Source organism: Thermomonospora sp. CIF 1 (genome assembly GCF_001896795.1).
In the GTDB taxonomy this organism is placed as follows: domain Bacteria; phylum Actinomycetota; class Actinomycetes; order Streptosporangiales; family Streptosporangiaceae; genus Thermomonospora; species Thermomonospora curvata.
In genome coordinates this window covers 393,009-417,572 of the sequence record NZ_MOYN02000022.1, presented here as the reverse complement: position 1 = coordinate 417,572, position 24,564 = coordinate 393,009, and the positions used below count along the sequence as shown (strand labels likewise).

Below are 24,564 nucleotides of genomic sequence, written 5' to 3'. Positions count from 1 at the left end.
CCGCTCTAGGAGTTCTGATGAACCAGCCTTCCAGAGAACTCGTCCCCGGCGGTCGGATAGGCCCCTACCGCCCGCTGTCCCTGCTGGGCGAGAGCGACGCGGGCGTGGTCTACCGGGGCACCGATCCGTCCGGCCGGGATGTGGCGATCAGGGTGCTGCGGCCGGAAGCGGTCAGCGGGGCGGCCGCGCGGCGGCGGCTGGAGCATGAGATCGCGGTGATGCGCCGGGTGCTCAGCCCGCATGTGGTCGATGTGCTGGACGGGGACGCCTCCGCCGAGCGGCCGTATGTGGTCAGCCGCTTCGTCCCCGGGCGCGGGCTGGATGTGCTGGTGGCCGAGGAGGGGCCGCTGCGCGGCGGCGCGCTGCGGCGGCTGGCCCTCGGCCTGGCCAAGGCCCTGGTCGCGATCCACGAGGCCGGAGCGGTGCACCGCGACCTGAGCCCCGCCAATGTGCTGGTGGTCGGGGGAGAGCCGGTCGTCATCGATTTCGGCGTCGCGCAGGCGGTGGACCCCGCCCGGCCGGTTCGGGTGCGCCCTCACCTGGCACCGGAGGTCCGCGACGGCGCACCCGCCACGCCCGCCTCCGACGTGTACGCCTGGGCGGCGACCGTGGCGTTCGCCGCGACCGGCCGCGCGGAGGTCGGGGACGGGGCGCCGGCGGAGGTGCCCGAGCCGTTGCGGGCCGTGCTGCGCGATGCGCTGCGGGCCGACCCGGATGCCCGGCCCACGGCCGCCGAACTGGTCAAGGCGGTGGACGCGGCGGACCTGGGGCCGCAGGAGGCGACCCCGGTCGTGCACGAGCCGGTCCGGTCGACGCCGGTGGAGCGGGCCGTGCGGGCCGCCGCGCCGCCGCGGTCGGCGCGGCCGCGGCCGACGGTGGGGCACGCCTGGTCGCGGCTGCTGGCGGTGCTGGCGGTGGTGCTCATGGCCGCGGTCGCCATCGTGATGCCGGTGGTGGGGATCGTGGCGGCCACGGCGGGGGCGCTGGCGCTGCGCACCTGGGATGCGGCGGCCCTGCGCGGCGGTTCCGGCCGCGCGACGCCGGCTGTGGGGGACGCGGCGCGGGCGGCGCTGTGGACGGCGCTGACGCTGCCCTACGCCGCCGTGGCCGCGGCGGCGGTGGCCTTGGCGCTGGCGTCGCTGGTCATGGTGGGGGTGCGCACTCCGGCGATGGACGCCTGCGCCTGGGGAGCGGGCGCGGGGGCCGCCGTCTTGTGGAGCGGTCCGGGGGTGCGGGCGCCGCGCCGGCAGCTGGAGCGGTTGTTCGGGACGCTGGCGCCGGAGCCGGCGCGGATCGTCCCGGTGGGGGCCGTGCTGGGCGTGCTGATCTTCGCCGCGGTGGTCGGCGCGGTGTCGCTGACCCCCAGTTTCGCCCCGATGTACGGCCTGCAGAACTCGGTGATCGCCGCTTTGGACCGGTTCCAGAGCGCGCTGCCCTGAGCGTCCGTTTCAGGGCTCCGCAAGGGGGCCGTAAGGTGATACCGGTCACTTCGCGGAGTGCTGCCGGATGCGTCTGTTGTGTGGGCAAATGTCGTGGTTGTGGCCGGTGGCCCCGCGGTGACCGGGGGATTTGCCGCGATGCTACTCGCCGGTAACATCTAGGTGCACGGTCCAAAGCCGGGACCCGGAGCCGAAGCCTGTTCGGGTATTTGGCAGTCTGTAGCCCATCAGCTCGCGTCGACCCGCCCGGGCGGCGCCCCGCCCGCTTACGGCGGCCAGAGGAAATGCAGGGAGGTCGGTCGACGGCCATGAACATCGTCGTCTGCGTCAAGCAGGTTCCCGACACGGAGAGCCCGCGCAAGTTGAAGCCCGAGGACAGCACGCTCGACCGCGGTGCCGCGGACGGCGTCATCAACGAGCTCGATGAGTACGCCATCGAAGAGGCGCTGCTCATCAAGGAGAAGCACGGCGGGGAGGTCACCGTCGTGACCATGGGCCCGGAGAAGGCCACCGACTCCATCCGCAAGGCGCTGGCGATGGGCGCCGACAAGGCCGTCCACCTGGTCGACGACGCGCTGGCCGGCAGCGACGCGCTGGGCACCTCCTACGCCCTGGAGAAGGTCCTCGGCCGCACCGGCTTCGACCTGGTGATCCTGGGCTCGGAGTCCACCGACGCGCGCACCGGCGTGCTGCCGGCCATGCTGGCCGAGCGGCTGGGCGTGCCGCAGCTGACGCTGGCCTCCAAGGTCGAGATCGACGGCTCGGCCATCAAGGTGCAGCGCGTCACCGACTACGGCTACGACAAGGTCGAGGCCAGCCTGCCGGCGGTCGTCAGCGTGGTCGAGAAGATCAACGAGCCGCGCTACCCCTCCTTCAAGGGGATCATGGCGGCCAAGAAGAAGCCGGTCGAGACGCTCGGCATCGCCGACCTCGGCATCGAGGCCGACAAGGTCGGCCTGGCGGGCTCCGCCAGCGAGGTGACCGACTTCGCCGAGGCCCCGCCGCGTGAGAAGGGCCAGATCGTCACCGACGAGGGCGACGGCGGCGTCAAGATCGCCGAGTTCCTCGCGTCCAAGAAGTTCATCTGAGCGAGGAAGGGGACAGTACGACATGGCAGAGGTTCTCGTCCTCGTCGACCACATCGACGGCGAGGTCAAGAAGGTCACCCTGGAGCTGCTGACCGCCGCCCGCCGGCTCGGCGAGCCGGCCGCGGTGTGGATCGGCCCCGGCCTGGAGAACGCCAAGGACAAGCTGGCCGAGTACGGCGCGGCCAAGATCTACGTGGCCGCCGACGAGGAGCTGACCTCCTACGTGGTGGCGCCCAAGGTCGAGCTGCTGGCCAAGCTGGTGGCCGACAAGTCCCCGGCCGGCGTGCTGGTGGCCGCCACCGGTGAGGGCAAGGAGATCGCCGGCCGCCTGGCGGTCAAGCTCGACTCCGGCGTGCTCACCGACGTGGTGGACGTCGCCGAGGGCTTCGTCGGCGAGCACTCCATCTTCGGCGGTGCGGTCATCGCGCACGCCAAGGTCAAGCGCGGCACCCCGATCGTGGCGGTGCGGCCCAACGCCGTCGCCCCCGAGCCCGCCCCGGCCACCCCGGCCGAGGAGCAGGTCTCGGTGACCCTGTCGGACGCCGCCAAGGCCGCCAAGATCGTCGAGAAGGTGGTGCAGGAGAAGGGCGAGCGCCCGGACCTCACCGAGGCCGCGGTCGTGGTCTCCGGTGGCCGCGGCGTCGGCAGCGCCGAGAACTTCAAGATCATCGAGGACCTGGCCGACGCGCTCGGCGGTGCGGTGGGCGCCTCCCGGGCCGCCACCGACGCCGGCTGGTACCCGCACCAGTTCCAGGTCGGCCAGACCGGTAAGACGGTCTCCCCGCAGCTGTACATCGCGGTCGGCATCTCCGGCGCCATCCAGCACCGGGCCGGCATGCAGACCTCCAAGACGATCGTCGCCATCAACAAGGACCCCGAGGCGCCGATCTTCGAGCTGGTCGACTTCGGTGTGGTGGGCGACCTGTTCCAGGTGGCCCCGCAGCTCACCGAGGAGATCAACAAGCGCAAGTAAGCTCGCCGCGAGCTGAGGGCGTTGCGCAAACGGCCGGTGGCCTCCCGCCACCGGCCGTTTCGCCGTCTTCGGGAGCCTTTCCCAGCGCCTGAGCGGGTCCGGACGGCGGGTACACCGCACCGCCACACCCATGGCACCCCCGGGATGTTCTTGGAACAGCAGGGCACCGAAACCACGTTGTTGGTTGCGTGTAGGACTTTGTGCCACCGCCACGCCCGCCGGAGAAAGGACTCTCCTTTGAGGTCTCACACCAGCTCCGCAGGCGCCGCATCGGACCGCGAGCCCGGTGCCCACCACCGGCAGGCGCGACGCCGGGCCGGGCGTCGCCGCCCCGGTGCCCTCGCCCTCCCGAAGGCCGCGCTCAAGGAGGCCCGGTGAGCGCGGTGGCCGATCCGAGCGGGTGGGCCCGGCCGCCGGGCAGGCTCAGCGCCGCGCCCCGGCCGCATCCGGTCCCCTCCGACGGGGAGGCGACGCTCACCGTCGAAGAGGTCGCCGAGCTCGGCGACCGGCTGCGGGCCAACGTGGCGGGCGCCGTGCGGATGCCCGCCGACGTGCTGGACGTGGTGCTGGCGACCGTCCTGGCCGGCGGGCACCTGCTGGTGGAGGACCACCCCGGGGTCGGCAAGACCCAGCTGGCCCGCTCCCTGGCGCGCAGCCTGGACGGCCGCTTCTCCCGGGTGCAGGCCACCGTCGACCTGCTGCCGGCCGACATCATCGGCGCCAACGTCTGGCAGGCCGACGCCGCGGCCTTCGAGTTCCGGCCCGGCCCGATCTTCGCCAACGTGGTGCTGGTGGACGAGATCAACCGCGCCACCCCCAAGACCCAGTCCGGCCTGCTGGAGGCGATGCAGGAACGCCAGGTCACCGTGGACGGCGTCAGCCGGCCCATCCCGCCGCCGTTCGTGGTGATCGCCACCCAGAACCCCAGCGCCGGCTACGACGGCACCTACCCGCTGCCGCCCGCCCAGCTGGACCGCTTCCTGTCGGTGGTCTCCCTGGGCTACCCCACCCCCGAGCAAGAGGTGGCGCTGCTGCGCGCCGGCCCCGAACCGCAGGTGAACGCGGTCACCGACCCGGCCCACCTGCTGGCCGCCCAGCGGGCCGTCGCCGCGGTGCACGCCTCCGACCCCCTGCTGCGCTACATCGTGGACCTGCTGGCCGCCACCCGCGCCCACCCCCTGGCGGCCGTGGGCGCCAGCCCCCGCTCCGGGCTGCTGCTGCTGGCCGCCGCCCGGGCGGTGGCCGCCATGGACGGCCGGGCGTTCGTGCTGCCCGACGACGTGCAGGCGGTGGCCCGGCCCGTGCTCACCCACCGGATCCAGCCGTCCGGCACGGCCCCCGCCGACGCCCGGGCCGAGGTCGTCGAGGACGCCTTGCGGCGGGTCCGGGCCAGATGACGGCGGGGTGAGGCGCCCATGCGAGCGCTGATCTGGCTGAGCTGCGCCGGCGCATTGGTCCTGGCCGCCGGGGCGCTGCCGTCGCTGGCGCTGTTCGCGCTGGCCGTGGGAATGGTGATCATGGTGCTGTGGGCGGCCGTCACGGTGCTGGCGGCGCGCTCGCGCCTGAACGCCACCCGGCTGATCGCCGAACGGGAGATCGGTGAGGACCGGCCGCTGCGGATGCGCCTGGACCTCGGCCTGCCCGAGCGGCTGCCGGTCCGCGTCCAGGTGCGCATCACCCGGCGCGCCTGGGCGGAGCTGGAGCCCGCCGGCGGCGTCGTGGAGGTGCCCATCGGCCGGCGCGGCGCCTATCGCATCCAGCCCACCCGGCTGCGGATCAGCGACGCGCTGGGCATCTTCCGCCTCACCGTCGAGGTCGGCGAGCGCGAGAAGGTGCTGGTCCTGCCCGTCCCCGACGGCGGCGGGCAGCCCGCGCCCGCGCCCGGCCGGGCCATTGAGCACACCGAGCCCGACGGGCTGCGGCCGTATGTGCCGGGCACCCCGGTCAGCCGCATCCACTGGCTGTCCCTGGCCCGCGGCATGGAGCTGCACGAGCGGCGCATGGGCCCGCCGCCGTCCGGGCTGCCGCTGGTGGTCGTCGACACCCACGGCGCCTGCGAGGCGGAGGTGGACTGGGTGGCCCGGGCCGCCGCCGGGCTGGTGCGCACCCTGTCCAGGTCCGGCGGGTGCGCGGTGCTGCTGCCCGGGGAGAGCGCCGCGACGCCGGTCGAGGACGAAGAGTCCTGGCGGGCGCTGCATCGCCGCCTGGCCCTGCTGGAGGCCGGCGACCGGCCCGCCCGTCCGCCGGCCGGCGCCATCGTCGTCCGCTTCCCGCCGGACCGGACGGTGGATCCGCCGCCGCCGCTGCCGCCGGGCGTGGTGCCGCTGCCCGCCGGGAAGGGACGGCCGCGATGATCCGGGCGGCCGGACTGCTGGCGGCCGCCGCGGCGGCGATGGGGGCCTGGTCGGCGCTGCTGGGCACGGCGGTGCTGTGGGGCTGCCTGGTCGCCGCCGTCGCCGCCGCCGTGGTGGCCTGGGGGCGCACCGCCACCCGGGCGGTGGGCGCGCTGCTGCTGCTCTGGCCGCCGATGGCGCTGCTGGCCGGCGGCGTCCAGCCGGACATGCTGTGGCCCCGCCGCTGGCCGCAGCTGCTGCTGTCGCTGTCGGACGGGCTGCAGCGGCTGTCGTCGCTGGGGCCCGGCCGCGCCGCGGGCGACCCGTGGCCGGCGGCGGTGTGGCTGCTGCTGGTCGGGCTGCTGTGGCTGTCGGCGGCCGGCCTGTCGGTCACCGCGCCGCGCTCGCGGCCCCGGCAGGCGCTGTCGCTGGCGCTGGTGGCGCTGCCATGGGTGATCGCGGTGGCGCTGCGGCAAAGCGACGAGGTCTCCTGGCAGGGGGCGGCGATGGTGCTGGCCGTGCCGCTGTGGCTGGCGCCGCCCGGCGGCCGGGCCGCCCGCCCGATGGTCGCGCTCGGCACGGCCGCCGCGCTGGGCGCGGCCGCGCTGGCGCACACCCTGGGACCGCGCGGCCAGTGGCTGGCCATCGACGACCTGATCGATCGGGAACCGCAGTTCACCACGCTGGACACCACCCAGACCTACGGGCCGCTGTATGGGCGCCGCACCGGCGCGGCCATGCTGGAGATCTCTTCGCCCCGCCCGGCGCTGTGGCGGATGCAGGTGCTGGAGCGGATCGGCTGGCGCGGCTGGGAGACCGGGGGCCTGCCGGATGAGGACCTGCCCGAGCCGGCCGCCCGTCCCGTCGAGATCGAGGTGCGGGTCCGGGGCCTGCGCAACGACATGGTGGTCTCCCCGGGCCGGATCATCAGCCTGCAGGCCGACGGGCGGGTCGACTCGGGGGCGGGGGAGTCCTGGCGGATCACCCCGGCGCCGGACGCCGGGGACGTCTACCGGGTGCGGGCCGCGGTGGTCACCGCCGACCCCGCCACCTTGCGCACCGTGCCCTGGCCGAACTCCGACCCCCGGCTGGAGGAGTACACCCGCGTCCGGGAACGCCGGCCCGGCGGGATGTGGATGGGCGGACGGCAGGGCGAGTTCGGCCCCTATGCCGATCCCGGCTTCGGAGGGCACGGCTACCTGGGGTACTCGCTGTACGACGAGGTGGCCGTGATGGCGAGGGCGGTGACGGCCGGGGCCCGCAACCAGTTCGAGGTCGTCGAGCGGGTGCAGCGCTACCTGACCGAGGGCGGCCGGTTCCGCTACGACACCGACGTGGAGCGCACCTCCCGCGTCCCGCTGGTGGACTTCCTGCTGCGCACCCGCACCGGCTACTGCCAGCACTTCGCCGGGGCGGCGGCGCTGCTGCTGCGGCTGGCCGGGGTGCCCGCCCGGGTGGTCGCCGGCTTCGCCACCGGGCTGGAGCAAAACGGCCGGTACGTGGTGCGCGACGCCGACGCCCACGCCTGGATCGAGGTGTACTTCTCCGGTGTCGGCTGGGTGCCGTTCAACCCCACTCCGGCCGATGCCGATGCCGTGGTGGACCCCTCCCTGGACCCGTTCGCCCCGCCCGCCGCCGGCGGCGGGCGGCAGGGCCCGGTGCTGCTGCCCGCCGTGCTGCTGGGGCTGGTGCCGGCCGTGGTGCTGCTGGTCACCGTCCGCCGGCGCGGCCCGGGCGCCTCCGGTCTGCGCGGCGGGCGCGCCGACCGGCTGCTGGAGCGGCTGGCCGGCCATGGCGGCGAGCCGGTGACGCCCGGCACCACCTGGGGCGGGCTGCGCGTCCGCCTGGCCCGCCTGGGGCCGAACATCGCCGCCGTGGCCGCCGAGCTGGAACGCGCCCGCTACGCCCCCGGCCCGCGGGCGCCGGTCCGCCGTCTCGGCCTGCGCATCGTCCGGGCCCTGGTCGCCGACCTGGGCCCGCTGCGGGCGGCCCGCGTGCTGGTGGCCGCCGTCGTCCGCACCGGCCCGTGAGCGACCCGGCGGGTCAGGCGGCCTTGCCGAGGGCGGGCTCGGCCGGGCCCGGCACCGGGTGCTCCGGTGCCCGGTCGGCGAGGTACTCGTGGGAGGCCAGGTCGGTGCCGGCGGCGATCGGCAGCAGCCGGGCGCCGGCGGCGACCAGCAGCGCCGCCACCACGACCACGCCGAGCCCGGCGCGCAGCGAGGTCGCCTCGGCCAGGAAACCGATGAGCACCGGGCCGAGCAGCAGCCCGCCGTAGCCCATCGCGCCGACCTGGGCGACCGAGGCGGCCGAACGCCCGGGGGCGGCGGTGCCGGCCAGCGAGATCATCGTCGGCACGATGGTGCAGACCGCCAGCCCGGTCACGAAGAACCCGGCCAGCGCCACCGGCACCGTGGGGGCGGTGAGCACCACGCCGGCCGCGGCGGCGGTGCCCAGCCCGGCGGCCACCAGCAGCCGGCGGGTGCCCAGGTGGGTGCGCAGCCGGTCGCCGGCCAGCCGCCCGGTCAGCATGGCGGTCTCAAAGAGCGGGTAGCCGAGCGCCGCCAGCCATTCGGGAGCGCCCAGCTCCCCGTGCAGCAGCAGCCCGCTCCAGTCGGCCACCGCGCCCTCGGCCATGAAGGCGATGAACGCCAGGGCGCCGATCAGGTAGACCGGCATCGGCAGCCGCTGCCGCCTTTCGCTCCGCGCGCCGGGCGCGGCGGGGGAGTCGGGCAGGTAGGTCCGGCCCAGCGCCAGCGCCGCCGGCAGCGCCAGCGCCGCCGTGCCCAGCAGGGACTGGGTGAACGACAGTCCCGCCAGGGCGGTCAGCGCGCCGGCCGCCCCGCCGGTCATCGCGCCCACGCACCAGCCGGCGTGCATCCCGCTCATCAGCGGCCTGCGGTAGGCCCGTTCCACCACGCTCGCCTGGGCGTTCATCGCCACGTCCGTGACCCCGAAGGCCATGCCGAAGGCGGCGAGGGCCGCCAGCAGCAGCCCATAGGAGGGAGCCAGCGCCACCAGCACGGCGGTGGCCGCCGACAGCGGCAGCGACACCCGCAGCATCGTGCGGCTGCCGAGCCGGGCGATCACACCGCGCAGCCCCTGCATGGCCGCCAGCGCGGCCAGGCCCCACACCAGCAGCACCATTCCGATGGCGCCGGGGCCGACGTGAAGCTTGTCGGCCAGCGCGGGCATGCGGGCCACCCACACGCCGCACAGCAGGCCGGTGAGGGCGAAGGTCAGGAAGGTTCCCAAACGCGCCCAGCGCAACATGGCTCACTCCTTTCTCAGCGGTTTGCACAGTGACCGGCTCAGGCGGCCGGTGGGGAACGACGGGCACCGGGCAGGCGGGCGCGGCGGGCCGGGCCGGCCCGTGCCCGTGACGGGGCGGAAGAGGATCAGCGGGGGCGGAACGGGCAGGACGGGGCGTCCTGTGGCCTTCGGCGGTCAGACGGGGCGGCTCAAGGGGCCACCATGCTCAGCAGCCGCTCTTGGAGGGCGGCCAGCTGCTGCTCATCGAAGGCGTCCGGGGCGTGGCTGAGCACCTCCCACAGCCCTTCGGCGGCCAGGCGGACCACCGTGGAGGCGAGCGGGTCGGGCTCGTGGTCGGGGTTGATCCGGTGCCAGCGGGCCATCGCCTCGCGCAGCGGCGCGATCAGCTCCGGGTCGCTGGCCGCGGCGGTGATCGCCGACCATCGTCGGCTGGTCCGCGCGCCCTGCCGGCCGGTCAGCACCTCGAAGGTGGCCTTGACGTAGGCCCGGGTGTAGGAGCCGGGAGAGCCGTCGTCGTAGTCGGCCACCAGGTCGTCGAACTCGTCGATGACCCGGGTGACCATCGCCTTGATCAGCGCTTCCTTGGTGGGGAAGTGGTAGAGGAGCCCGCCTTTGCTGACCCCGGCGCGCTCGGCGACGGCGGCCAGCGTGAGCGCCTGCGTGCCGTGCTCGAACAGCACGGCCTCGGCGGCGTCCAGCAGGGCCTCTCTCTTCATAACGAACGTTACTGTACCGTCCGGACGGTACAGTAGCAAAGTCGCGGGGCGCCGCCCGTCCCGGCGCGGATAGTGTGGACGGCGTGGTGACCTACCTCGACCATGCCGCGACCACCCCCATGCTGCCGGAGGCCGTCGAGGCGATGACCGCCGAGCTGGGACGGCTCGGCAACCCCTCGTCCCTGCACTCGGCCGGCCGCCGCGCCCGCCGGGTGGTGGAGGAGTCCCGCGAGATCATCGCCGACGTCTTCGACGCCCGTCCCAGCGAAGTGATCTTCACCGGTGGCGGCACCGAGGCCGACAACCTGGCCGTCAAGGGCATCTACTGGGCCCGCCGCGCCGCCGACCCGGCCCGCACCCGGGTGCTGGTCGGCGCGGTGGAACACCATGCGGTGCTGGACGCCGCCCAGTGGCTGGCCGACCACCAGGGCGCCCGGGTGGAGCACATCCCGGTGGATTCCCTGGGACGCGTCGACCCGGACGTGGTGCGCGAGATGATCGGCCCTTCCGGCGGCGCCGACATCGCCCTGATCACCGTCATGTGGGCCAACAACGAAGTCGGCACCGTGCAGCCGGTCGCCGAGCTGGCCGCGCTGGCCCGCGAGCACGACATCCCCTTCCACACCGACGCCGTCCAGGCCGCCGCGCAACTGCCGGTCTCCTTCGCCGGCAGCGGCGTGCACTCCCTGGCCCTGTCGGGGCACAAGCTCGGCGGCCCGCTGGGGGTGGGCGTGCTGCTGCTGGCCAAGGGCATCGACCCGGTCCCGGTGCTGCACGGCGGCGGGCAGGAACGCGACGTGCGCTCCGGCACCCTCGACACCCCCGCCATCGCCGGGCTGGCCGCCGCCGTCCAGGCCGCCGCCGCCCAGCGGGAGGAGCACGCCCGCCGCCTGACGGCCCTGCGCGACCGGCTGATCGCCTGCGTCCTCGACGCCGTCCCCGACGCCGTGCTCAACGGCGACCCGGTCAACAGGCTTCCCGGCAACGCGCACCTGTCGTTCCCCGGCTGCGAGGGCGACGCGCTGCTGATGCTGCTGGACGCCCGCGGCATCGCCTGCTCCACCGGCTCGGCCTGCTCGGCCGGGGTGGCCCAGCCCAGCCATGTGCTGCTGGCGATGGGCGCCAGCCCCGAACGCGCCCGCGGCTCCCTGCGCTTCAGCCTCGGCCACACCTCCACCGAGGACGACGTGACCGCCCTGGCCGAGGCCATCGGCCCGGTGGTCGAACGGGCCCGCCGCGCCGGCCTGTCGTAGGCGCCCCTACGGCCGGTAGGGGGCCAGCGCCCGCCAGCCCGGGTCGGGGGCGGAGGCCACCTTGGCCCTGCCCTCCGGCCAGGAGGCGGCCAGCTGGTCCAGCCGGGCCAGCACCCCGGAGTCGGGGTCGGCGTACAGGTGGTACACCCGCAGGCCGTCGCCGGTCTCCTGGACCGCCAGCACCGCGTCCGGCCCCAGGGCGTCCAGCTTCTTCTCCAGCTCGCGCAGCGCCGAGGCGGACGGCTCCACCGGGAGCCGGTCGGGGTTGCTGTGGGCGTACGGCACCGACACCGCCACGTGCAGGTCGCACAGCGGGTGGTCCTGGCGGTGCAGGGGGAAGCGGGCGCCCAGCCGGGCCGGGTGGCCGCGCGGGGTGCGGCCCTCGCCCCACAGCCAGGTCGGCTCGCGGAACTGCTCGGCGATCTGGTCGACCACCGCCGGCAGCATGCCGGGCGGCAGCGCGTCCATGGGCGGCTCGGTGGCGATGGTCACCTCGCCGATCCAGCGGGCCACATCGTCCTCGCCCAGCGCCCAGTCCAGCACGTGCCCGGCGACCTGCCGCCGGGCCTCCTCGGCCACGAACAGAAAGTCCGGGTGGTAGACGGCGACGTGGACGCGGGCCCGGGCCTGGTCGGCCCGCATGCCCACCCGCACGTACTCCAGGTCGAACTCATGGTCGCCCAGCGTCAGCTTCTGGGTCAGCATCTCCGGGTCGGCCTGCCGGGCGGCGTGCAGCGCCCAGCCGCCGGTGTCGGTGGGCGCGGCCCGCAGCCACCGCTCGGCCAGCCCGCGCAGCTCCCCGTCGCCGCCGCCGGTCACCGTCAACGTGGGGACCCCGCCGTCGGGCCGTCCGATCTCCCACTGCAGGTGCGGGTGGATCCGGTGCACCCGCAGCGACAGCTCCTCGATCAGATCGGCCGACGGCCCGTCGCCGAGCGATGCCTCGATCTTCGGCCGGGCCTGGGCCCACCACTGCCAGAACTCGGTGATCGCGGGGAGCGGTGTCGGACGCGCGGCGTCGCGCTGGCGGCGGAAAAGTCCCATAGCCGCTCAATCGTATTGCTCCAGGGCCGGTGGCCGGGGCACCCGCCCTCGTGTCGGGGAGCCGCCCGCCGCACGGCCCGCAGCGACCGGCGCGACGCCCGCCGGGCAGCGCGTAGCCTTGAGAGGTCATGACTTTGCGCGTACTGGCCGCCATGTCCGGCGGCGTCGACTCAGCGGTGGCCGCCGCCCGCGTGGCCGAGGCCGGCCACGACGTCACCGGCGTCCACATGGCCCTGTCGGCCAACCCGCGGTCCTACCGCACCGGGGCGCGGGGCTGCTGCACGCTGGAGGACGCCCGCGACGCCCGCCGCGCCGCCGACGTGATCGGCATCCCCTTCTACGTGTGGGACCTGGCCGAGCGCTTCGACCGCGACGTGGTCGCCGACTTCGTCAGCGAGTACGCCGCCGGGCGCACCCCCAACCCCTGCCTGCGCTGCAACGAGAAGATCAAGTTCGCCGCGCTGCTGGACCGGGCGCTGGCGCTGGGCTTCGACGCGGTGTGCACCGGCCACTACGCCCGCTGGGAGAACGGGGTGCTGCGCCGCGGCGTGGACACCGCCAAGGACCAGTCGTACGTGCTGGCGGTGTGCACCCCCGAGCAGCTGGCGCACGCCATCTTCCCGCTCGGCGACACCACCAAGGCCGAGATCCGCCGCGAGGCCGAGCGCCGCGGCCTGGCCGTCGCCGACAAGCCCGACAGCCACGACATCTGCTTCATCGCCGACGGCGACACCCGCGCCTTCCTGGCCGAGCGGCTGGGCACCGCCCCCGGCCCCATCGTGGACGAGACCGGCCAGGTCGTCGGCGAGCACCAGGGCGCCTACGCCTACACCATCGGCCAGCGCCGCGGCCTGCGGCTGGGCCGCCCCGCCCCCGACGGCAGGCCCCGCTACGTGCTCGACATCTCCCCGGCCACCAACACCGTGACCGTCGGCCCCCGCGAGGCGCTGGACGTGCACGAGATCGTGGGGGAACGGCCGGTGTGGCTGGCCCCCCCGCCGGCCGGCCCCCATGAATGCCAGGTGCAGCTGCGCGCCCACGGGGAGGTCTACGACTGCACCGCCGAGGCGGACGGCGACCGGGTGCGCATCAGGCTGCACGAACCGGCCCGCGGGGTGGCCAGGGGGCAGGCCGCCGTGCTCTACGACGGCGACCGGGTGATCGGCTCGTCCACCATCGCCCTCACCTCGCGCGTACCCGCCTGAGCCGGAGTTGCGGGTACGTTCTGCCCTATGGAGTTCGGAGTTTCCGCATTCATCACCGATGAGGGCATCGGCCCCGCCGCGCTCGGCCGGGCCCTGGAGGAGCGCGGGTTCACCTCGCTGTTCGTCGCCGAGCACACCCACATCCCCGTCAAGCGCGAATCGCCGTGGCCGGGCGGGGCGGAGATGCCGCGCTGGTACTACCGCACCTTCGACCCGTTCGTGGCGCTGACCGCCGTCGCGGCGGCCACCGAGCGGCTGCGGGTCGGCACCGGCATCGCCCTGGTGATCCAGCGGGACCCGATCATCCTCGCCAAGGAGGTCGCCTCCCTGGACCGGGTGTCGAACGGCCGGGCGGTGCTGGGCGTGGGCGCCGGCTGGAACCGCGAGGAGATGCGCAACCACGGCACCGACCCGCGCACCCGCATGGCGCTGCTGCGGGAGCGGGTGCTGGCGGTCAAGGAGCTGTGGACCAAGGACGAGGCCGCCTTCCACGGCGAGTTCGTGAACTTCGACCCGGTCTTCTGCTACCCCAAGCCGGTGCAGGACCCGCACCCGCCGATCCTGGTCGGCGGCTCCGGCCCCACCGTCTTCGACCGGGTGATCGAGTACGGCGACGGCTGGATGCCGATCTACGGCCGGATCCCCGGCGACACGGCCGAGCAGATCGCGAGGCTGCGCGAGCGCGCCGGCCGCCGCGTGCCGGTGCTGATGTTCGGGGTGCCGCCCAAGCCGCAGGTGATCGAGGAGCTGCGGGAGGCCGGGGTGGATGAGATCCTGTTCGGCATCCCCACCGAGCCTAAGGACGCCACGCTGGCGCGGCTGGACAAGATCGCCGAGCTGATCTCCTCCTAAAGTTGGGGGACGTGGCACAGACAGCGACTTTCCCGTGGCGGCCGGGCAGCGCGACCGGCGTCGGCTCCTACCCCGGCGACGATCCGGCCGAGGCGCTGCGCGTGGTGCTCGGCGAGCTGCCCGGCCTGCCGCACCTGCCCGAGCTGCCCGGCCGCGGGCCCGGCGCCGACCTGATCGGCCGCGCCGCCGGCCTGCTGGTGGAGTTGCCGGTGGAGCTGCAGCCGTCCGGCTGGCGCCTGGCCGGCCGGCCCGGACGCGACCTGCGCCGCGCCCACGACCACCTGGCGCGCGACCTGGACGCCCTGGAAGAGGTGGCGGGCGGCTACGAGGGACCGCTGAAGATCCAGGTCTGCGGCCCCTGGACGCTGGCGGCCGGCGTGGAGCTGCCCAGCGGCCACCGGACGCTCAAGGACGCCGGCGCGGTGCGCGACCTCATCGCCTCCCTGGCCGAGGGGGTCGCCGGGCACGTCGCCGAGATCCGCCGCCGGGTGCCCGGCGCCCGCGTCCTGCTGCAGCTGGACGAGCCGGGCCTGCCGGCGGTGCTGGCCGGTACCGTTCCCACCGCCTCCGGGTTCGCCCGGCTGCCGGCGGTGGAGGAGGCGGTGGCCGTCGACGGGCTGCGCCGCGTCATCGAGGCCGCCGACGCCTGGCCGCTGGTGCACTGCTGCGCCCGCCGGGTGCCCTATGGGCTGCTGCGCAAGGCGGGCGCCAAGGGCATCTCCATCGACCTGAGCCTGGTGCCCGACCGCGACGACGACCCGATCGGGGAGACCATCGACGCCGGGGTGGCCCTGTTCTTGGGCGTCCTGCCCGGCACCGACACGCAGCTGCCGTCGCTGCAGGACACCGCCGCGCCGGCGCGGGAGCTGTGGCGGCGGCTGGGCTTTCCCGCCGCCACCCTCGGCGAGCAGACCGTGATCACTCCCGCCTGCGGCCTGGCCGGCGCCTCCCCCCGCTACGTCCGCGCCGCCCTGAAACGCTGTCGCGAGGTCGCCCGCACCTTGCACGAGGCCCCGCAGATGTGACGCGCCGAAAAGGCCCGCGCCGCAGCGGCGCGGGCCTTTTCGGCCACCGGCGGAGGTGGGGTCAGGAGCTGGTGAAGCGGGCGATGTCGCGGAGCACGCTGAGGTCGGCCAGGAACCCGATGTGGGTCTGGCAGAGGACGAGGTTGTTGGTGGCGCCGCTCAGCCGGGTGCTGGTGTAGGGGATGATGATCCCGTCGCAGGGGGAGTACCAGGTGGCGTAACGGGTGTTGCCCGGGGTCTCGTCACCGGCGGTGATCTGGGCGATGAACGACGAGCCCGGGAGCATCTGCTGGCAGGTCACGAAGACCAGGCAGGCGGACGCGTAGGTGGTGCCGTGGTTGGCGCCGGCGATGGAGGCCAGCCGCCCGACGTTGGGGTGCCCACCCAGGACCTTCAGGTAGTACAGGCTGACCAGGCCGCCCATGGAGTGGTTGACGATGTCGACCTGGGAGGCGCCGGTGCGGGCCTTGACCTGGTTGACGAAGGAGGCCAGGCCCTGGGCGTTCTGCACGTTGTTGCCGTAGGAGTTGTACTCGTAGGCGAACAGCTGGTCGCTGCGGTACCCCATCGAGCGGAACACCGACATGGCGGTGATCCAGTTGGACGCGCTGCCGGTGTAGCCGTGCACGAAGATCACGGGCCTGGTGGGGGCGGCGTGGGCGGCCGGCGCGACCGCGAGCGTCGCGCAGGCGGTGACCAGGGCCACGAGGATGCCGATCAGCCGGCGCATGAGATCCTCCGTGGGGGGACGGGGAACGGGAACCTTTTTGGAGGATCACCGGCCCGCATCCAGGGCGGCATCGGTGAAATCACCGGCCTTTCAAGCACTATGCCTGCACACAGCGGAGAGGGGACTTCGCGGGTGCGGCACACCGCGGCCGTGACGGGCGGGGAATGTCGGCGGCGCGCACCACAATGAGTCCATGAGCTTGAGCGAGGGCACCCCCACCGAGGCGGCACGGCGCCACGCGGAGCTGAGCCGGGAGATCGACGAGGCCAACTACCGCTACTACGTGCTCGACCGGCCGACGCTGAGCGACGCCGAGTACGACCGGCTGATGCGCGAGCTGCGCGAGCTGGAGGAGCGGCATCCGGAACTGGTCACCCCCGACTCGCCCACCCAGCGGGTCGGGGCGCCCATCGTCACCGACTTCGCCACCGTCCAGCACCTGGAGCGCATGCTCAGCCTCGACAACGCCATGACCGGCGAGGAGCTGGCGGCCTGGGGGGAGCGGGTGCTCAAGGAGGTCGGCGAGCAGGCCTCCTACCTGTGCGAGCTCAAGATCGACGGGCTGGCGGTGGCGCTGGTGTACCGCGACGGCCGCCTGGTGCGCGGGGCCACCCGCGGCGACGGGCGCACCGGCGAGGACGTCACCAACAACATCCGCACCATCGACGTCGTCCCCGACCGGCTGTCGGGCGAGGGCTGGCCGAGCCTGCTGGAGGTGCGCGGCGAGGTCTTCTTGACGGTCGCCTCGTTCGAGCAGATCAACGCCGCGATGGTGGACGCCGGCCGGGAGCCGTTCGCCAACCCCCGCAACGCCGCCGCCGGCTCGCTGCGGCAAAAGGACCCGCGCATCACCGCGCGGCGCCCGCTGAGCATGCTGGTGCACGGCTTCGGCGCCTGGGAGGGCCGCGAGCTGCCGCGCAGCCAGTCGGAGGCCTATGAGCTGATGCGCTCGTGGGGCCTGCCGGTCAGCGACCTGTACAAGGTCGTGCCGGACCTGGAGGGGGTCCGTGAGTACGTCGCCCACTACGGCGAGCACCGGCACGATCCCCCCTATGAGATCGACGGGGTGGTGGTCAAGGTCGATCAGCTGGCGCTGCAGCGCCGGATGGGGTCCACCTCGCGGGCGCCGCGCTGGGCGATCGCCTTCAAGTACCCGCCCGAAGAGGTCAACACCAAGCTGCTGGACATCAAGGTCGGGGTGGGACGCACCGGCCGGATCACCCCGTATGGGGTGATGGAGCCGGTCAAGGTGGCCGGGTCCACGGTGGCCTACGCCACGCTGCACAACGCCGGCGAGGTCGCCCGCAAGGGCGTGCTGATCGGCGACACGGTGGTGCTGCGCAAGGCCGGCGATGTGATCCCCGAGATCGTCAAGCCGGTGACCGAGCTGCGCGACGGCTCCGAACGCCCCTTCCACATGCCCGAGACCTGCCCCGAGTGCGGCACTCGGCTGGCTTACGAGAAGGAGGGCGACGCCGACATCCGTTGCCCCAACGCCCGCTACTGCCCGGGGCAGCTGCGCGAGCGCCTGTTCTTCGCCGCCAGCCGCAACGCGCTGGACATCGAGGCGCTGGGCTATGTGGCCGCCACCGCCCTCACCCAGCCGCTGGAGCCGTCCGACCCGCCGGTGCGCAACGAAGGCGACCTGTTCCACCTGAAGGTCGAGCAGCTGCTGCCGATCCGCACCGTGGTGCGCGACCCGCGCACCGGCCTGCCCAAGATCGACCCCAAGACCGGTGAGCAGAAGGTGGTGAGCTTCTTCGCCACCAAGGACGGCAGGCCCAAAAAGACCGTCGAGGTGCTCTTCGCCGAGCTGGAGAAGGCCAAGACGCGGCCGCTGTGGCGGGTGCTGGTGGCCTTGTCGATCCGCCATGTGGGCCCGACCGCGGCGCGCGCCCTGGCCCGCGAGTTCGGCTCCATCGACGCGATCATGAAGGCCTCCGAGGAGGAGCTGGCCGCCGTCGACGGCGTCGGCCCGGCCATCGCCGCCTCCATCAAACGCTGGTTCGCCGAGGACTGGCACCGGGAGATCATCGAAAAGTGGCGGGCCGCCGGGGTGCGGATGGCCGACGAGGGGGCCGACGGGCCGCGCCCGCTGAGCGGGGTGGCCGTGGTGATCACCGGCACGCTGGAGCACTACAGCCGGGACTCGGCCACCGAGGCGGTGCTGTCGCGCGGCGGCCGGGTCACCGGCTCGGTCTCCAAGAAGACGAACTTCGTCGTCGTCGGCGACAACCCCGGCTCCAAGTACGACAAGGCCGTCAAACTGGGCGTGCCGGTGCTGGATGAGGACGGCTTCCGGGTGCTGCTGGAGCAGGGGCCGGAGGCGGCCAAGGCCATGGCCGTGACCGAGGTCCCGTAACGAACCAGGATTCACGGCCGCGCGGGCAGCGGCTTGTTACCCAAAGGTATGGTGTAACTACCCAACGGTGATGGCGGGGGAGGGAACGACCGGCCCGGCTCATAACGCAACGTACGCAATCGGCTTCGCGAAGTTGAGCAAAGGTCGTACCCTCCTCATCATCTCCACCCGTCCGCACTCCTGAGGCCGTGATGAAGGACCCGAACAGCACGCGGAACACAGCGCCGCGGCGCGGATCCCCGCTATGGATCTACTTCGTCGCCGTCATCGGCGCCGGGGCCGTCGCCTTCGCCGCGGCCCTGCACGGCACGACCCGCGCCGACCTGGACGCGCTCACCGGCAACCCGGTGTTCTGGATCCTGGGCTGCTTCATCGTCTTCGGCGAGCTGCGGCCCATCGTCGCCACCGGCTCCGGGGAGCACACCGGCGGCGCCACCGCCTCCACCACCTTCTCTTTCGCCGCCCTGCTGTACGCCGGGCTGCCGGTGGCGGTGCTGCTGCAGGCGGCGGCGGTGCTCATCAGCGGGATCCTGCGGCGGCACGCGGTGCACCGCACCGCCTTCAACGTCGCCCAGTCCACCCTGAGCCTGACGGCCCCGGCGCTGGTGCTGCACTCCTTCGGCATCGCGGCCTCGCCCCTGCCGGACCGGTTGTGGGTGCCCGCCGGCTCCGACCTGCTGCCCATGGCGGTGGCCGGCCTGGTCTACATCGTCTGCAACAACCTGCTCGTGTGCACGGCGGTGGCCCTGCACGAGCGGGTCCCGCCGCTGCAGATGCTGCGCCGGGACCTGGGGCATCAGCTGCTGGTGCAGCCGGCGCTGCTGGCGCTGGCCCCGCCGGTGGTGGTCACCATGGACCGCTCCCCGGCGTTCGTCCTGCTCATCGCGCTGCCGCTGATGGCGGTCTACCTCAACGCCGCGGTGTCGATGCGCCGCGAGCACCAGACCCGGCACGACGGGCTGACCGGCCTGCCCAACCGCAAACTACTGACGCTGCGCACCCGGCAGGCCCTGGCCGCGGCGGGCGCCGACCGCCGGCTGGGGCTGTTCCTGCTGGACCTGGACCGCTTCAAGGAGGTCAACGACACCCTCGGGCACGCCGCCGGGGACCGGCTGCTGCAGATCGTCGCGCACCGCCTCACCCACAGCGTGCGCCCCGGTGACCTGGTGGCCCGCCTGGGGGGCGATGAGTTCGCGGTGCTGCTGCCCACCGTCCGCGACGAGCGGGCCGCCCGCGAGGTGGCCGCCCGGCTGCGGGCCGCCCTCGGCGAGCCGGTGCGGCTGGAGGGGCTGACCTTCGATCTGGAGGCCAGCGTCGGCATCGCCCTCTGCCCCGACCACGCCGCCGATTTCGAGTCGCTGCTGCAGCGCGCGGACGTGGCGATGTACGTGGCCAAGGAGAGCCGCACCGGGGTGGAGGTCTACTCGCCCGCCAAGGACCGCAGCTCCCCGGACCGGCTGGGCATGCTCGGCGACCTGCGCCGCGCCATCGACCGCGGGGAGCTGGAGCTGCACTTCCAGCCCAAGGTCTGCCTCGGCACCGGCCGCCCGGTGGGCCTGGAGGCGCTGCTGCGCTGGCGCCACCCCGAACTGGGCCTGCTGGAGCCCGGCCGTTTCCTGCCCATGGCCGAGCAGACCTACCTGATGTGCTCGATCAGCCGGCACGTGCTGAAGACCGCCCTGGCCCAGGCCGCCGCCTGGCGGCGGGAAGGGCTGGAGATCCAGGTCGCGGTGAACGTCTCCGGCCGCGACCTGCTGGATGTGGGGCTGGCCGAATCCGTCCGCGAGGAGCTGGCCCGCCACGGCCTGCCGCCCGAGGCCCTCCAGCTGGAGATCACCGAGCGGGTGCTCGCCAACGAGCCCGCCTACGCCGCCGAGACCCTCACCGCGCTGGCCGAGTTGGGCGTGCCGCTCAGCCTGGACGACTTCGGCACCGGTTATTCGTCCCTGGTGCACCTCAAGCGGCTGCCGGTGGAGGAGATCAAGATCGACGCCTCGTTCGTGTCCCGGCTGGCCCACACCGCCGGCGAGGCCGCCGACGATGCGGTCATCGTCCGCTCCATCGTCGAACTGGCCCGCACCCTCGGCCTGCGCTCGGTGGCCGAGGGAGTGGAGGACGCCGCCACCGCCCACCTGCTGCGCGAGCTGGGCTGCGACGCCGCCCAGGGCTGGTTCTACGGCCGTCCCATGGACGGCGCCGCCACCACCGACTGGCTGCGCCGCCATCTGCAGCGCGCCCCCGAGCCGGCCGCCTGACCGGCCGTCCGCCCGCGGGCGGACGGCTCAGTACGGGTCCCGGTAGCGGCGTTCTTCGCGCGCCGGCGCCTCGGGCGGCGGGGCCGCGCCGCCCTTGCGGGCGATGGCGAAGCGGATCAGGCCCAGCACCAGCCAGGCCAGCCCGCCGATCATGAGGATCACGCCGACGACCGTGATGTCGACGCCACTGATCCGGTAATCGACCGCGTAGGTCAAGATGGCGCCGATGATGATCAGGGCGAGACCGCCTCCGATGGTCAAGGCCCACTCCTCTCCGGAATCTCCCCGCGGGGGGCACCGCAGACCCCTTCCCGCTGGGCGTGTCCCAAACGGGCCGGGGCGGCGCGTGGCCGTGATCCCGGGTAAAGCGTTCTGAGGCGGCCTGCGGGGCCCCATAGGATGGCGACGAACCCAACCGATCGCAGAAACGGCTTTCCACATGTCCGCCATCACCCGTGACGAGGTCGCTCACCTCGCCCGGCTGTCCAGGCTGGCGCTGGACGAGGATGAGCTCGATCACCTCGCCGCCCAGCTCGATGTGATCATCTCCGCGGTCGCGCGGGTGCAGCAGGTCGCCGCGGAGGACATCCCGCCGACCTCGCACGCGCTGCCGATCACCAATGTCTTCCGGCCCGATGAGGTCCGTCCGTCGCTGACCCCCGAGCAGGCCCTGTCGGGGGCGCCGGCCGCCGAAGAGCAGCGCTTCCGCGTGCCGCGGATCCTGGGGGAGGAAGCGTGAGCGGTGAGCTGACCCGCAAGAGCGCCGCCGAGCTGGCGGAGCTGATGGCCGCCGGCCAGGTCTCGGCGGTGGAGGTCACCCAGGCGCACCTGGACCGCATCGCCGAGGTGGACGGCCGCATCGGCGCCTTCCTGCACGTCGACGCCGAGGTCGCGCTGGCGCAGGCGCGGGCGGTGGACTCCCGGCGCGCCGCCGGCGAGGAGCTCGGCCCGCTGGCCGGGGTGCCGATCGCCCACAAGGACGTCTTCACCACCGTGGACATGCCCACCACCGCGGGCTCGAAGATCCTGGAGGGCTGGCGGCCGCCGTACGACGCCACCGTCACCGCCCGGCTGCGCGCCGCCGGGCTGGTGATCCTCGGCAAGACCAACCTGGACGAGTTCGCCATGGGCTCCTCCACCGAGAACAGCGCCTATGGGCCCACCCGCAACCCGTGGGACCTGGAGCGCGTGCCCGGCGGCTCCTCCGGCGGCTCCTCGGCCGCGGTCGCCTCCTACCAGGCGCCGCTGGCCACCGGCACCGACACCGGCGGCTCCATCCGCCAGCCCGCCGCGGTCACCGGCATCGTCGGCACCAAGCCCACCTACGGCGGCTCCTCCCGCTACGGGCTGATCGCGTTCGCCTCCTCGCTGGACACCCCCGGCCCCTTCGGCCGCACCGTGCTGGACGCCGCGCTGCTGCACGAGGCGTTCTCCGGTCACGACCCGATGGACTCCACCTCCATCGACCGCCCGGTGCCGCCGGTGGTCGAGGCCGCCCGCCGCGCGGATGTGGCCGGGCTGCGCATCGGCGTGGTCAAGGAGCTGGGCGGCGAGGGCTACCAGCCGGGCGTGCTGGCCCGCTTCAACGAGGCGGTGGAGCTGCTGGAGTCGCTGGGCGCCAAGGTCGCCGAGGTCTCCTGCCCGCACTTCACCTACGCGCTGCCGGCCTACTACCTGATCGCGCCGTCGGAGTGCTCCTCCAACCTGGCCCGCTTCGACGCGATGCGCTACGGCCTGCGGGTCGGCGACGACGGCACCCGCAGCGCCGAGGAGGTCATGGCCCTCACCCGCGCCCAGGGCTTCGGCCCGGAGGTCAAGCGCCGCATCATGCTGGGCACCTACGCCCTGTCGTCGGGCTACTACGACGCCTACTACGGCAAGGCCCAGCAGGTCCGCACCCTGATCATCCGCGACTTCGAGGCCGCGTTCGAGCAGGTGGACGTGCTGGTCTCGCCCACCACGCCGACCACCGCCTTCCCCCTCGGCGACCGGGTGGACGACCCCATGGCGATGTACCTGGCCGACCTGGCCACCATCCCGTCCAACCTGGCCGGCACCCCGGCCATCTCGGTGCCCTGCGGCCTGGCCGACGAGGACGACCTGCCGGTCGGCCTGCAGGTCATGGCCCCGGTCCTGGCCGACGACCGGGTCTACCGGGTCGGCGCCGCCGTGGAACGGGCGTTGACCGACCGCTGGGGCGGGCCCCTGCTGTCCAAGGCACCGGCCCTGTGACGAGAGGGATTGGGATACCTATGACTGCTCCGACACTGGTGCCGTACGAGGAGGCGCTGGCCAAGTACGAGCCGGTGCTGGGCGTGGAGACCCACATCGAGCTGGGGACCGCCACGAAGATGTTCTGCGGCTGCCCCACCACCTTCGGCGCGCCGCCCAACACCCAGGTCTGCCCGGTGTGCCTGGGGCTGCCGGGCTCGCTGCCGGTGACCAACAAGGCGGCCATCGAGGGGATCATCAAGATCGGGCTGGCGCTGAACTGCACCATCGCCGAGTGGTGCCGTTTCGCCCGCAAGAACTACTTCTACCCCGACATGCCGAAGAACTACCAGATCTCCCAGTACGACGAGCCGTTGTGCGTCGACGGGTATCTGGACGTGGAGGTCGACGGGGAGACCTTCCGCATCGGCATCGAACGGGTCCACATGGAGGAGGACACCGGCAAGTCCCTCCACGTGGGCGGCGCCACCGGGCGCATCCACGGGGCCGACTACTCGCTGGTGGACTACAACCGGGCCGGCATCCCGCTGGTGGAGATCGTCACCAAGCCGATCACCGGCACCGGTGACAAGGCGCCGCTGGTGGCCCGCGCCTACGCCACCGAGCTGCGCGAGCTGGTGCGCGCCCTGGGGGTCTCGGACGTGCGCATGGAGGAGGGCTCCATGCGCTGCGACATCAACGTGTCGCTGGCGCCGCGCGGCGCGACCGAGTGGGGCACCCGCACCGAGACCAAGAACGTCAACTCGCTGCGCTCGGTGGAGCGGGCCGTCCGGCACGAGATCGAACGGCAGGCCGCGGTGCTGGAATCCGGCGGCAAGGTCGTCCAGGAGACCCGGCACTTCCACGAGGACACCGGCACCACCACCCCCGGCCGCAGCAAGGAGGAGGCCCAGGACTACCGCTACTTCCCCGAGCCGGACCTGGTGCCGCTGGCGCCGTCCCGGGAGTGGGTGGAGCAGCTGCGGGCCTCGCTGCCGGAGCTGCCGGCCGCCCGCCGCCGCCGGGTGCAGGCCGAGTGGGGCCTGACCGACCTGGAGCTGCGGGACGTGGTCAACGCCGGTGCGCTGGATCTGATCGAGCAGACCGTCAAGGCCGGCTGCGCCCCCGGCCCGGCCCGCAAGTGGTGGATGAACGAGCTGTCGCGCCGCGCCACCGAGCAGGGCGTGGAGCTGGACGAGCTGCCCATCACCCCGGCGCAGGTGGCCCGCGTCCAGGCGCTGATCGACGAGGGCTCCCTCAACGACAAGCTGGCCCGCCAGGTCTTCGAGGGCGTGCTGGCCGGCGAGGGCGACCCCGATGAGGTGGTGGCCGCCCGCGGCCTGAAGGTCGTCAGCGACGAGGGCGAGCTGGCCGCCATCGTCGATCAGGTCATCGCCGAGAACGCCGACGCCGCCGACAAGGTCCGCGCCGGCAAGGTCGCCGCGGCCGGCGCCCTGGTCGGCGCGGTCATGAAGGCCACCCGCGGCCAGGCCGACGCCGCCCGCGCCCGCGAGCTGATCCTGCAGAAGCTCGGCGCCTCCTGAGCGCACGGTTCGGCCCGGCGGCGCCCGTCTTCGGCCGGCGCCGCCGGGCCGCCCGGTCCCCGCGCCCGCCCGGCGATCCTCATGGCCGCCGGACGAGTCCGGGGAGGGGTGTGCGCCCGCCGAGGAGCGGCTCCTTGCGGAAGATGACGCCGTTCGTCTCGTGATGGAGCTTGTTGAGCTGCTCGCGTGTGAAGCGTCCATCGGGACCGGTCGGTTCAGGCCACGGCTCCTGGGAACCGCGGCCTGAACCGACCGGTTGTCCCG

General features: G+C 73.8%; 20 protein-coding genes. 15 read left to right on the top strand and 5 right to left on the bottom strand.

Features of this window, described 5'->3' with window-relative positions; all coding sequences use genetic code 11:
- The first annotated feature begins 17 nt into the window (after window positions 1-17).
- The 6 genes from BUE48_RS17785 (at window position 18) to BUE48_RS17760 (ending at window position 7,863) form a co-directional block, all read left to right on the top strand.
- Complete coding sequence (locus BUE48_RS17785; RefSeq protein ID WP_012853895.1) at window positions 18-1,439, top strand: serine/threonine-protein kinase; 1,422 nt, start codon at window positions 18-20, stop codon at window positions 1,437-1,439.
- A 308-nt stretch (window positions 1,440-1,747) separates the two neighbouring features.
- Complete coding sequence (locus BUE48_RS17780) at window positions 1,748-2,527, top strand: electron transfer flavoprotein subunit beta/FixA family protein (protein ID WP_012853894.1); 780 nt, start codon at window positions 1,748-1,750, stop codon at window positions 2,525-2,527.
- A 22-nt stretch (window positions 2,528-2,549) separates the two neighbouring features.
- Window positions 2,550-3,500, top strand: coding sequence for an electron transfer flavoprotein subunit alpha/FixB family protein (locus BUE48_RS17775; protein WP_012853893.1), 951 nt, complete (start codon window positions 2,550-2,552; stop codon window positions 3,498-3,500).
- A gap of 374 nt (window positions 3,501-3,874) precedes the next feature.
- A complete protein-coding gene (locus tag BUE48_RS17770; RefSeq protein WP_012853892.1) occupies window positions 3,875-4,897 on the top strand; it encodes an AAA family ATPase in 1,023 nt (340 codons plus the stop codon).
- An 18-nt stretch (window positions 4,898-4,915) separates the two neighbouring features.
- Entirely contained in the window at window positions 4,916-5,854 is a 939-nt protein-coding gene (locus BUE48_RS17765) for a DUF58 domain-containing protein (protein ID WP_286990583.1), read from the top strand.
- Entirely contained in the window at window positions 5,851-7,863 is a 2,013-nt protein-coding gene (locus BUE48_RS17760) for a transglutaminase-like domain-containing protein (RefSeq protein ID WP_286990582.1), read from the top strand. Before BUE48_RS17765 ends, BUE48_RS17760 begins: the two co-directional genes overlap by 4 nt.
- Before the next feature lie 13 nt (window positions 7,864-7,876).
- On the opposite strand, the gene BUE48_RS17755 is transcribed toward BUE48_RS17760, so the two are convergent.
- Both BUE48_RS17755 and BUE48_RS17750 read right to left on the bottom strand, forming a co-directional pair.
- Entirely contained in the window at window positions 7,877-9,103 is a 1,227-nt protein-coding gene (locus BUE48_RS17755) for an MFS transporter (protein ID WP_012853890.1), read from the bottom strand.
- A gap of 188 nt (window positions 9,104-9,291) precedes the next feature.
- Entirely contained in the window at window positions 9,292-9,819 is a 528-nt protein-coding gene (locus BUE48_RS17750; protein WP_012853889.1) for a TetR/AcrR family transcriptional regulator, read from the bottom strand.
- 86 nt (window positions 9,820-9,905) lie between these two features.
- On the opposite strand from BUE48_RS17750, the gene BUE48_RS17745 reads away from it, so the two are divergent.
- Window positions 9,906-11,072: a cysteine desulfurase family protein gene (locus BUE48_RS17745; RefSeq protein ID WP_012853888.1), complete on the top strand. Its 1,167-nt coding sequence runs from the start codon at window positions 9,906-9,908 to the stop codon at window positions 11,070-11,072.
- A 6-nt stretch (window positions 11,073-11,078) separates the two neighbouring features.
- Here BUE48_RS17745 and BUE48_RS17740 read toward each other — a convergent pair whose 3' ends face one another.
- Window positions 11,079-12,116, bottom strand: a complete 1,038-nt coding sequence (locus BUE48_RS17740) for a DUF695 domain-containing protein (RefSeq protein WP_286990581.1) — start codon at window positions 12,114-12,116, stop codon at window positions 11,079-11,081.
- Window positions 12,117-12,244: 128 nt separating this feature from the next.
- Between BUE48_RS17740 and mnmA the strand changes: the two genes are divergently transcribed.
- The 3 genes from mnmA to BUE48_RS17725 are packed head-to-tail and all read left to right on the top strand — an operon-like array spanning window position 12,245 to window position 15,198.
- Window positions 12,245-13,321, top strand: a complete 1,077-nt coding sequence (gene mnmA, locus BUE48_RS17735) for a tRNA 2-thiouridine(34) synthase MnmA (RefSeq protein WP_012853886.1) — start codon at window positions 12,245-12,247, stop codon at window positions 13,319-13,321.
- Window positions 13,322-13,348: 27 nt separating this feature from the next.
- A complete protein-coding gene (locus tag BUE48_RS17730; RefSeq protein WP_012853885.1) occupies window positions 13,349-14,173 on the top strand; it encodes an LLM class F420-dependent oxidoreductase in 825 nt (274 codons plus the stop codon).
- Between the two features lie 11 nt (window positions 14,174-14,184).
- Window positions 14,185-15,198: a methionine synthase gene (locus tag BUE48_RS17725; RefSeq protein ID WP_286990580.1), complete on the top strand. Its 1,014-nt coding sequence runs from the start codon at window positions 14,185-14,187 to the stop codon at window positions 15,196-15,198.
- Window positions 15,199-15,259: 61 nt separating this feature from the next.
- Here the strand turns inward: BUE48_RS17725 and BUE48_RS17720 are convergent, their stop codons facing one another.
- The gene (locus tag BUE48_RS17720; RefSeq protein ID WP_012853883.1) at window positions 15,260-15,928 is read right to left on the bottom strand and encodes an esterase/lipase family protein; all 669 of its coding nucleotides are present in this window, start codon (window positions 15,926-15,928) and stop codon (window positions 15,260-15,262) included.
- A 193-nt stretch (window positions 15,929-16,121) separates the two neighbouring features.
- On the opposite strand from BUE48_RS17720, the gene ligA reads away from it, so the two are divergent.
- Window positions 16,122-18,290, top strand: a complete 2,169-nt coding sequence (ligA, locus tag BUE48_RS17715) for an NAD-dependent DNA ligase LigA (protein WP_012853882.1) — start codon at window positions 16,122-16,124, stop codon at window positions 18,288-18,290.
- Window positions 18,291-18,481: 191 nt separating this feature from the next.
- Window positions 18,482-20,545, top strand: coding sequence for a putative bifunctional diguanylate cyclase/phosphodiesterase (locus BUE48_RS17710; RefSeq protein ID WP_012853881.1), 2,064 nt, complete (start codon window positions 18,482-18,484; stop codon window positions 20,543-20,545).
- Window positions 20,546-20,572: 27 nt separating this feature from the next.
- On the opposite strand, the gene BUE48_RS17705 is transcribed toward BUE48_RS17710, so the two are convergent.
- Window positions 20,573-20,806 (bottom strand): DUF6458 family protein, encoded by a 234-nt coding sequence (locus tag BUE48_RS17705; protein WP_012853880.1) that lies wholly within the window; start codon window positions 20,804-20,806, stop codon window positions 20,573-20,575.
- A gap of 178 nt (window positions 20,807-20,984) precedes the next feature.
- On the opposite strand from BUE48_RS17705, the gene gatC reads away from it, so the two are divergent.
- Genes gatC through gatB form a run of 3 tightly spaced genes read left to right on the top strand, consistent with a single transcriptional unit; the run spans window position 20,985 to window position 24,300 of the window.
- A complete protein-coding gene (gene gatC, locus BUE48_RS17700; RefSeq protein WP_012853879.1) occupies window positions 20,985-21,284 on the top strand; it encodes an Asp-tRNA(Asn)/Glu-tRNA(Gln) amidotransferase subunit GatC in 300 nt (99 codons plus the stop codon).
- 44 nt (window positions 21,285-21,328) lie between these two features.
- A complete protein-coding gene (gene gatA / locus BUE48_RS17695; RefSeq protein WP_286990624.1) occupies window positions 21,329-22,777 on the top strand; it encodes an Asp-tRNA(Asn)/Glu-tRNA(Gln) amidotransferase subunit GatA in 1,449 nt (482 codons plus the stop codon).
- A gap of 20 nt (window positions 22,778-22,797) precedes the next feature.
- Complete coding sequence (gene gatB, locus BUE48_RS17690; RefSeq protein ID WP_012853877.1) at window positions 22,798-24,300, top strand: Asp-tRNA(Asn)/Glu-tRNA(Gln) amidotransferase subunit GatB; 1,503 nt, start codon at window positions 22,798-22,800, stop codon at window positions 24,298-24,300.
- Window positions 24,301-24,564: the final 264 nt, after the last annotated feature.

Coding starts and splice junctions, on each gene's coding strand:
- BUE48_RS17785 (WP_012853895.1), top strand. CDS start 18: ATGAACCAGCCTTCCAGAGAACTCGTCCCCGGCGGTCGGATAGGCCCC.
- BUE48_RS17780 (WP_012853894.1), top strand. CDS start 1,748: ATGAACATCGTCGTCTGCGTCAAGCAGGTTCCCGACACGGAGAGCCCG.
- BUE48_RS17775 (WP_012853893.1), top strand. CDS start 2,550: ATGGCAGAGGTTCTCGTCCTCGTCGACCACATCGACGGCGAGGTCAAG.
- BUE48_RS17765 (WP_286990583.1), top strand. CDS start 4,916: ATGCGAGCGCTGATCTGGCTGAGCTGCGCCGGCGCATTGGTCCTGGCC.
- BUE48_RS17760 (WP_286990582.1), top strand. CDS start 5,851: ATGATCCGGGCGGCCGGACTGCTGGCGGCCGCCGCGGCGGCGATGGGG.
- BUE48_RS17755 (WP_012853890.1), bottom strand. CDS start 9,103: ATGTTGCGCTGGGCGCGTTTGGGAACCTTCCTGACCTTCGCCCTCACC.
- BUE48_RS17750 (WP_012853889.1), bottom strand. CDS start 9,819: ATGAAGAGAGAGGCCCTGCTGGACGCCGCCGAGGCCGTGCTGTTCGAG.
- BUE48_RS17740 (WP_286990581.1), bottom strand. CDS start 12,116: ATGGGACTTTTCCGCCGCCAGCGCGACGCCGCGCGTCCGACACCGCTC.
- mnmA (WP_012853886.1), top strand. CDS start 12,245: ATGACTTTGCGCGTACTGGCCGCCATGTCCGGCGGCGTCGACTCAGCG.
- BUE48_RS17730 (WP_012853885.1), top strand. CDS start 13,349: ATGGAGTTCGGAGTTTCCGCATTCATCACCGATGAGGGCATCGGCCCC.
- BUE48_RS17720 (WP_012853883.1), bottom strand. CDS start 15,928: ATGCGCCGGCTGATCGGCATCCTCGTGGCCCTGGTCACCGCCTGCGCG.
- ligA (WP_012853882.1), top strand. CDS start 16,122: ATGAGCTTGAGCGAGGGCACCCCCACCGAGGCGGCACGGCGCCACGCG.
- BUE48_RS17710 (WP_012853881.1), top strand. CDS start 18,482: ATGAAGGACCCGAACAGCACGCGGAACACAGCGCCGCGGCGCGGATCC.
- gatC (WP_012853879.1), top strand. CDS start 20,985: ATGTCCGCCATCACCCGTGACGAGGTCGCTCACCTCGCCCGGCTGTCC.
- gatA (WP_286990624.1), top strand. CDS start 21,329: ATGGCCGCCGGCCAGGTCTCGGCGGTGGAGGTCACCCAGGCGCACCTG.
- gatB (WP_012853877.1), top strand. CDS start 22,798: ATGACTGCTCCGACACTGGTGCCGTACGAGGAGGCGCTGGCCAAGTAC.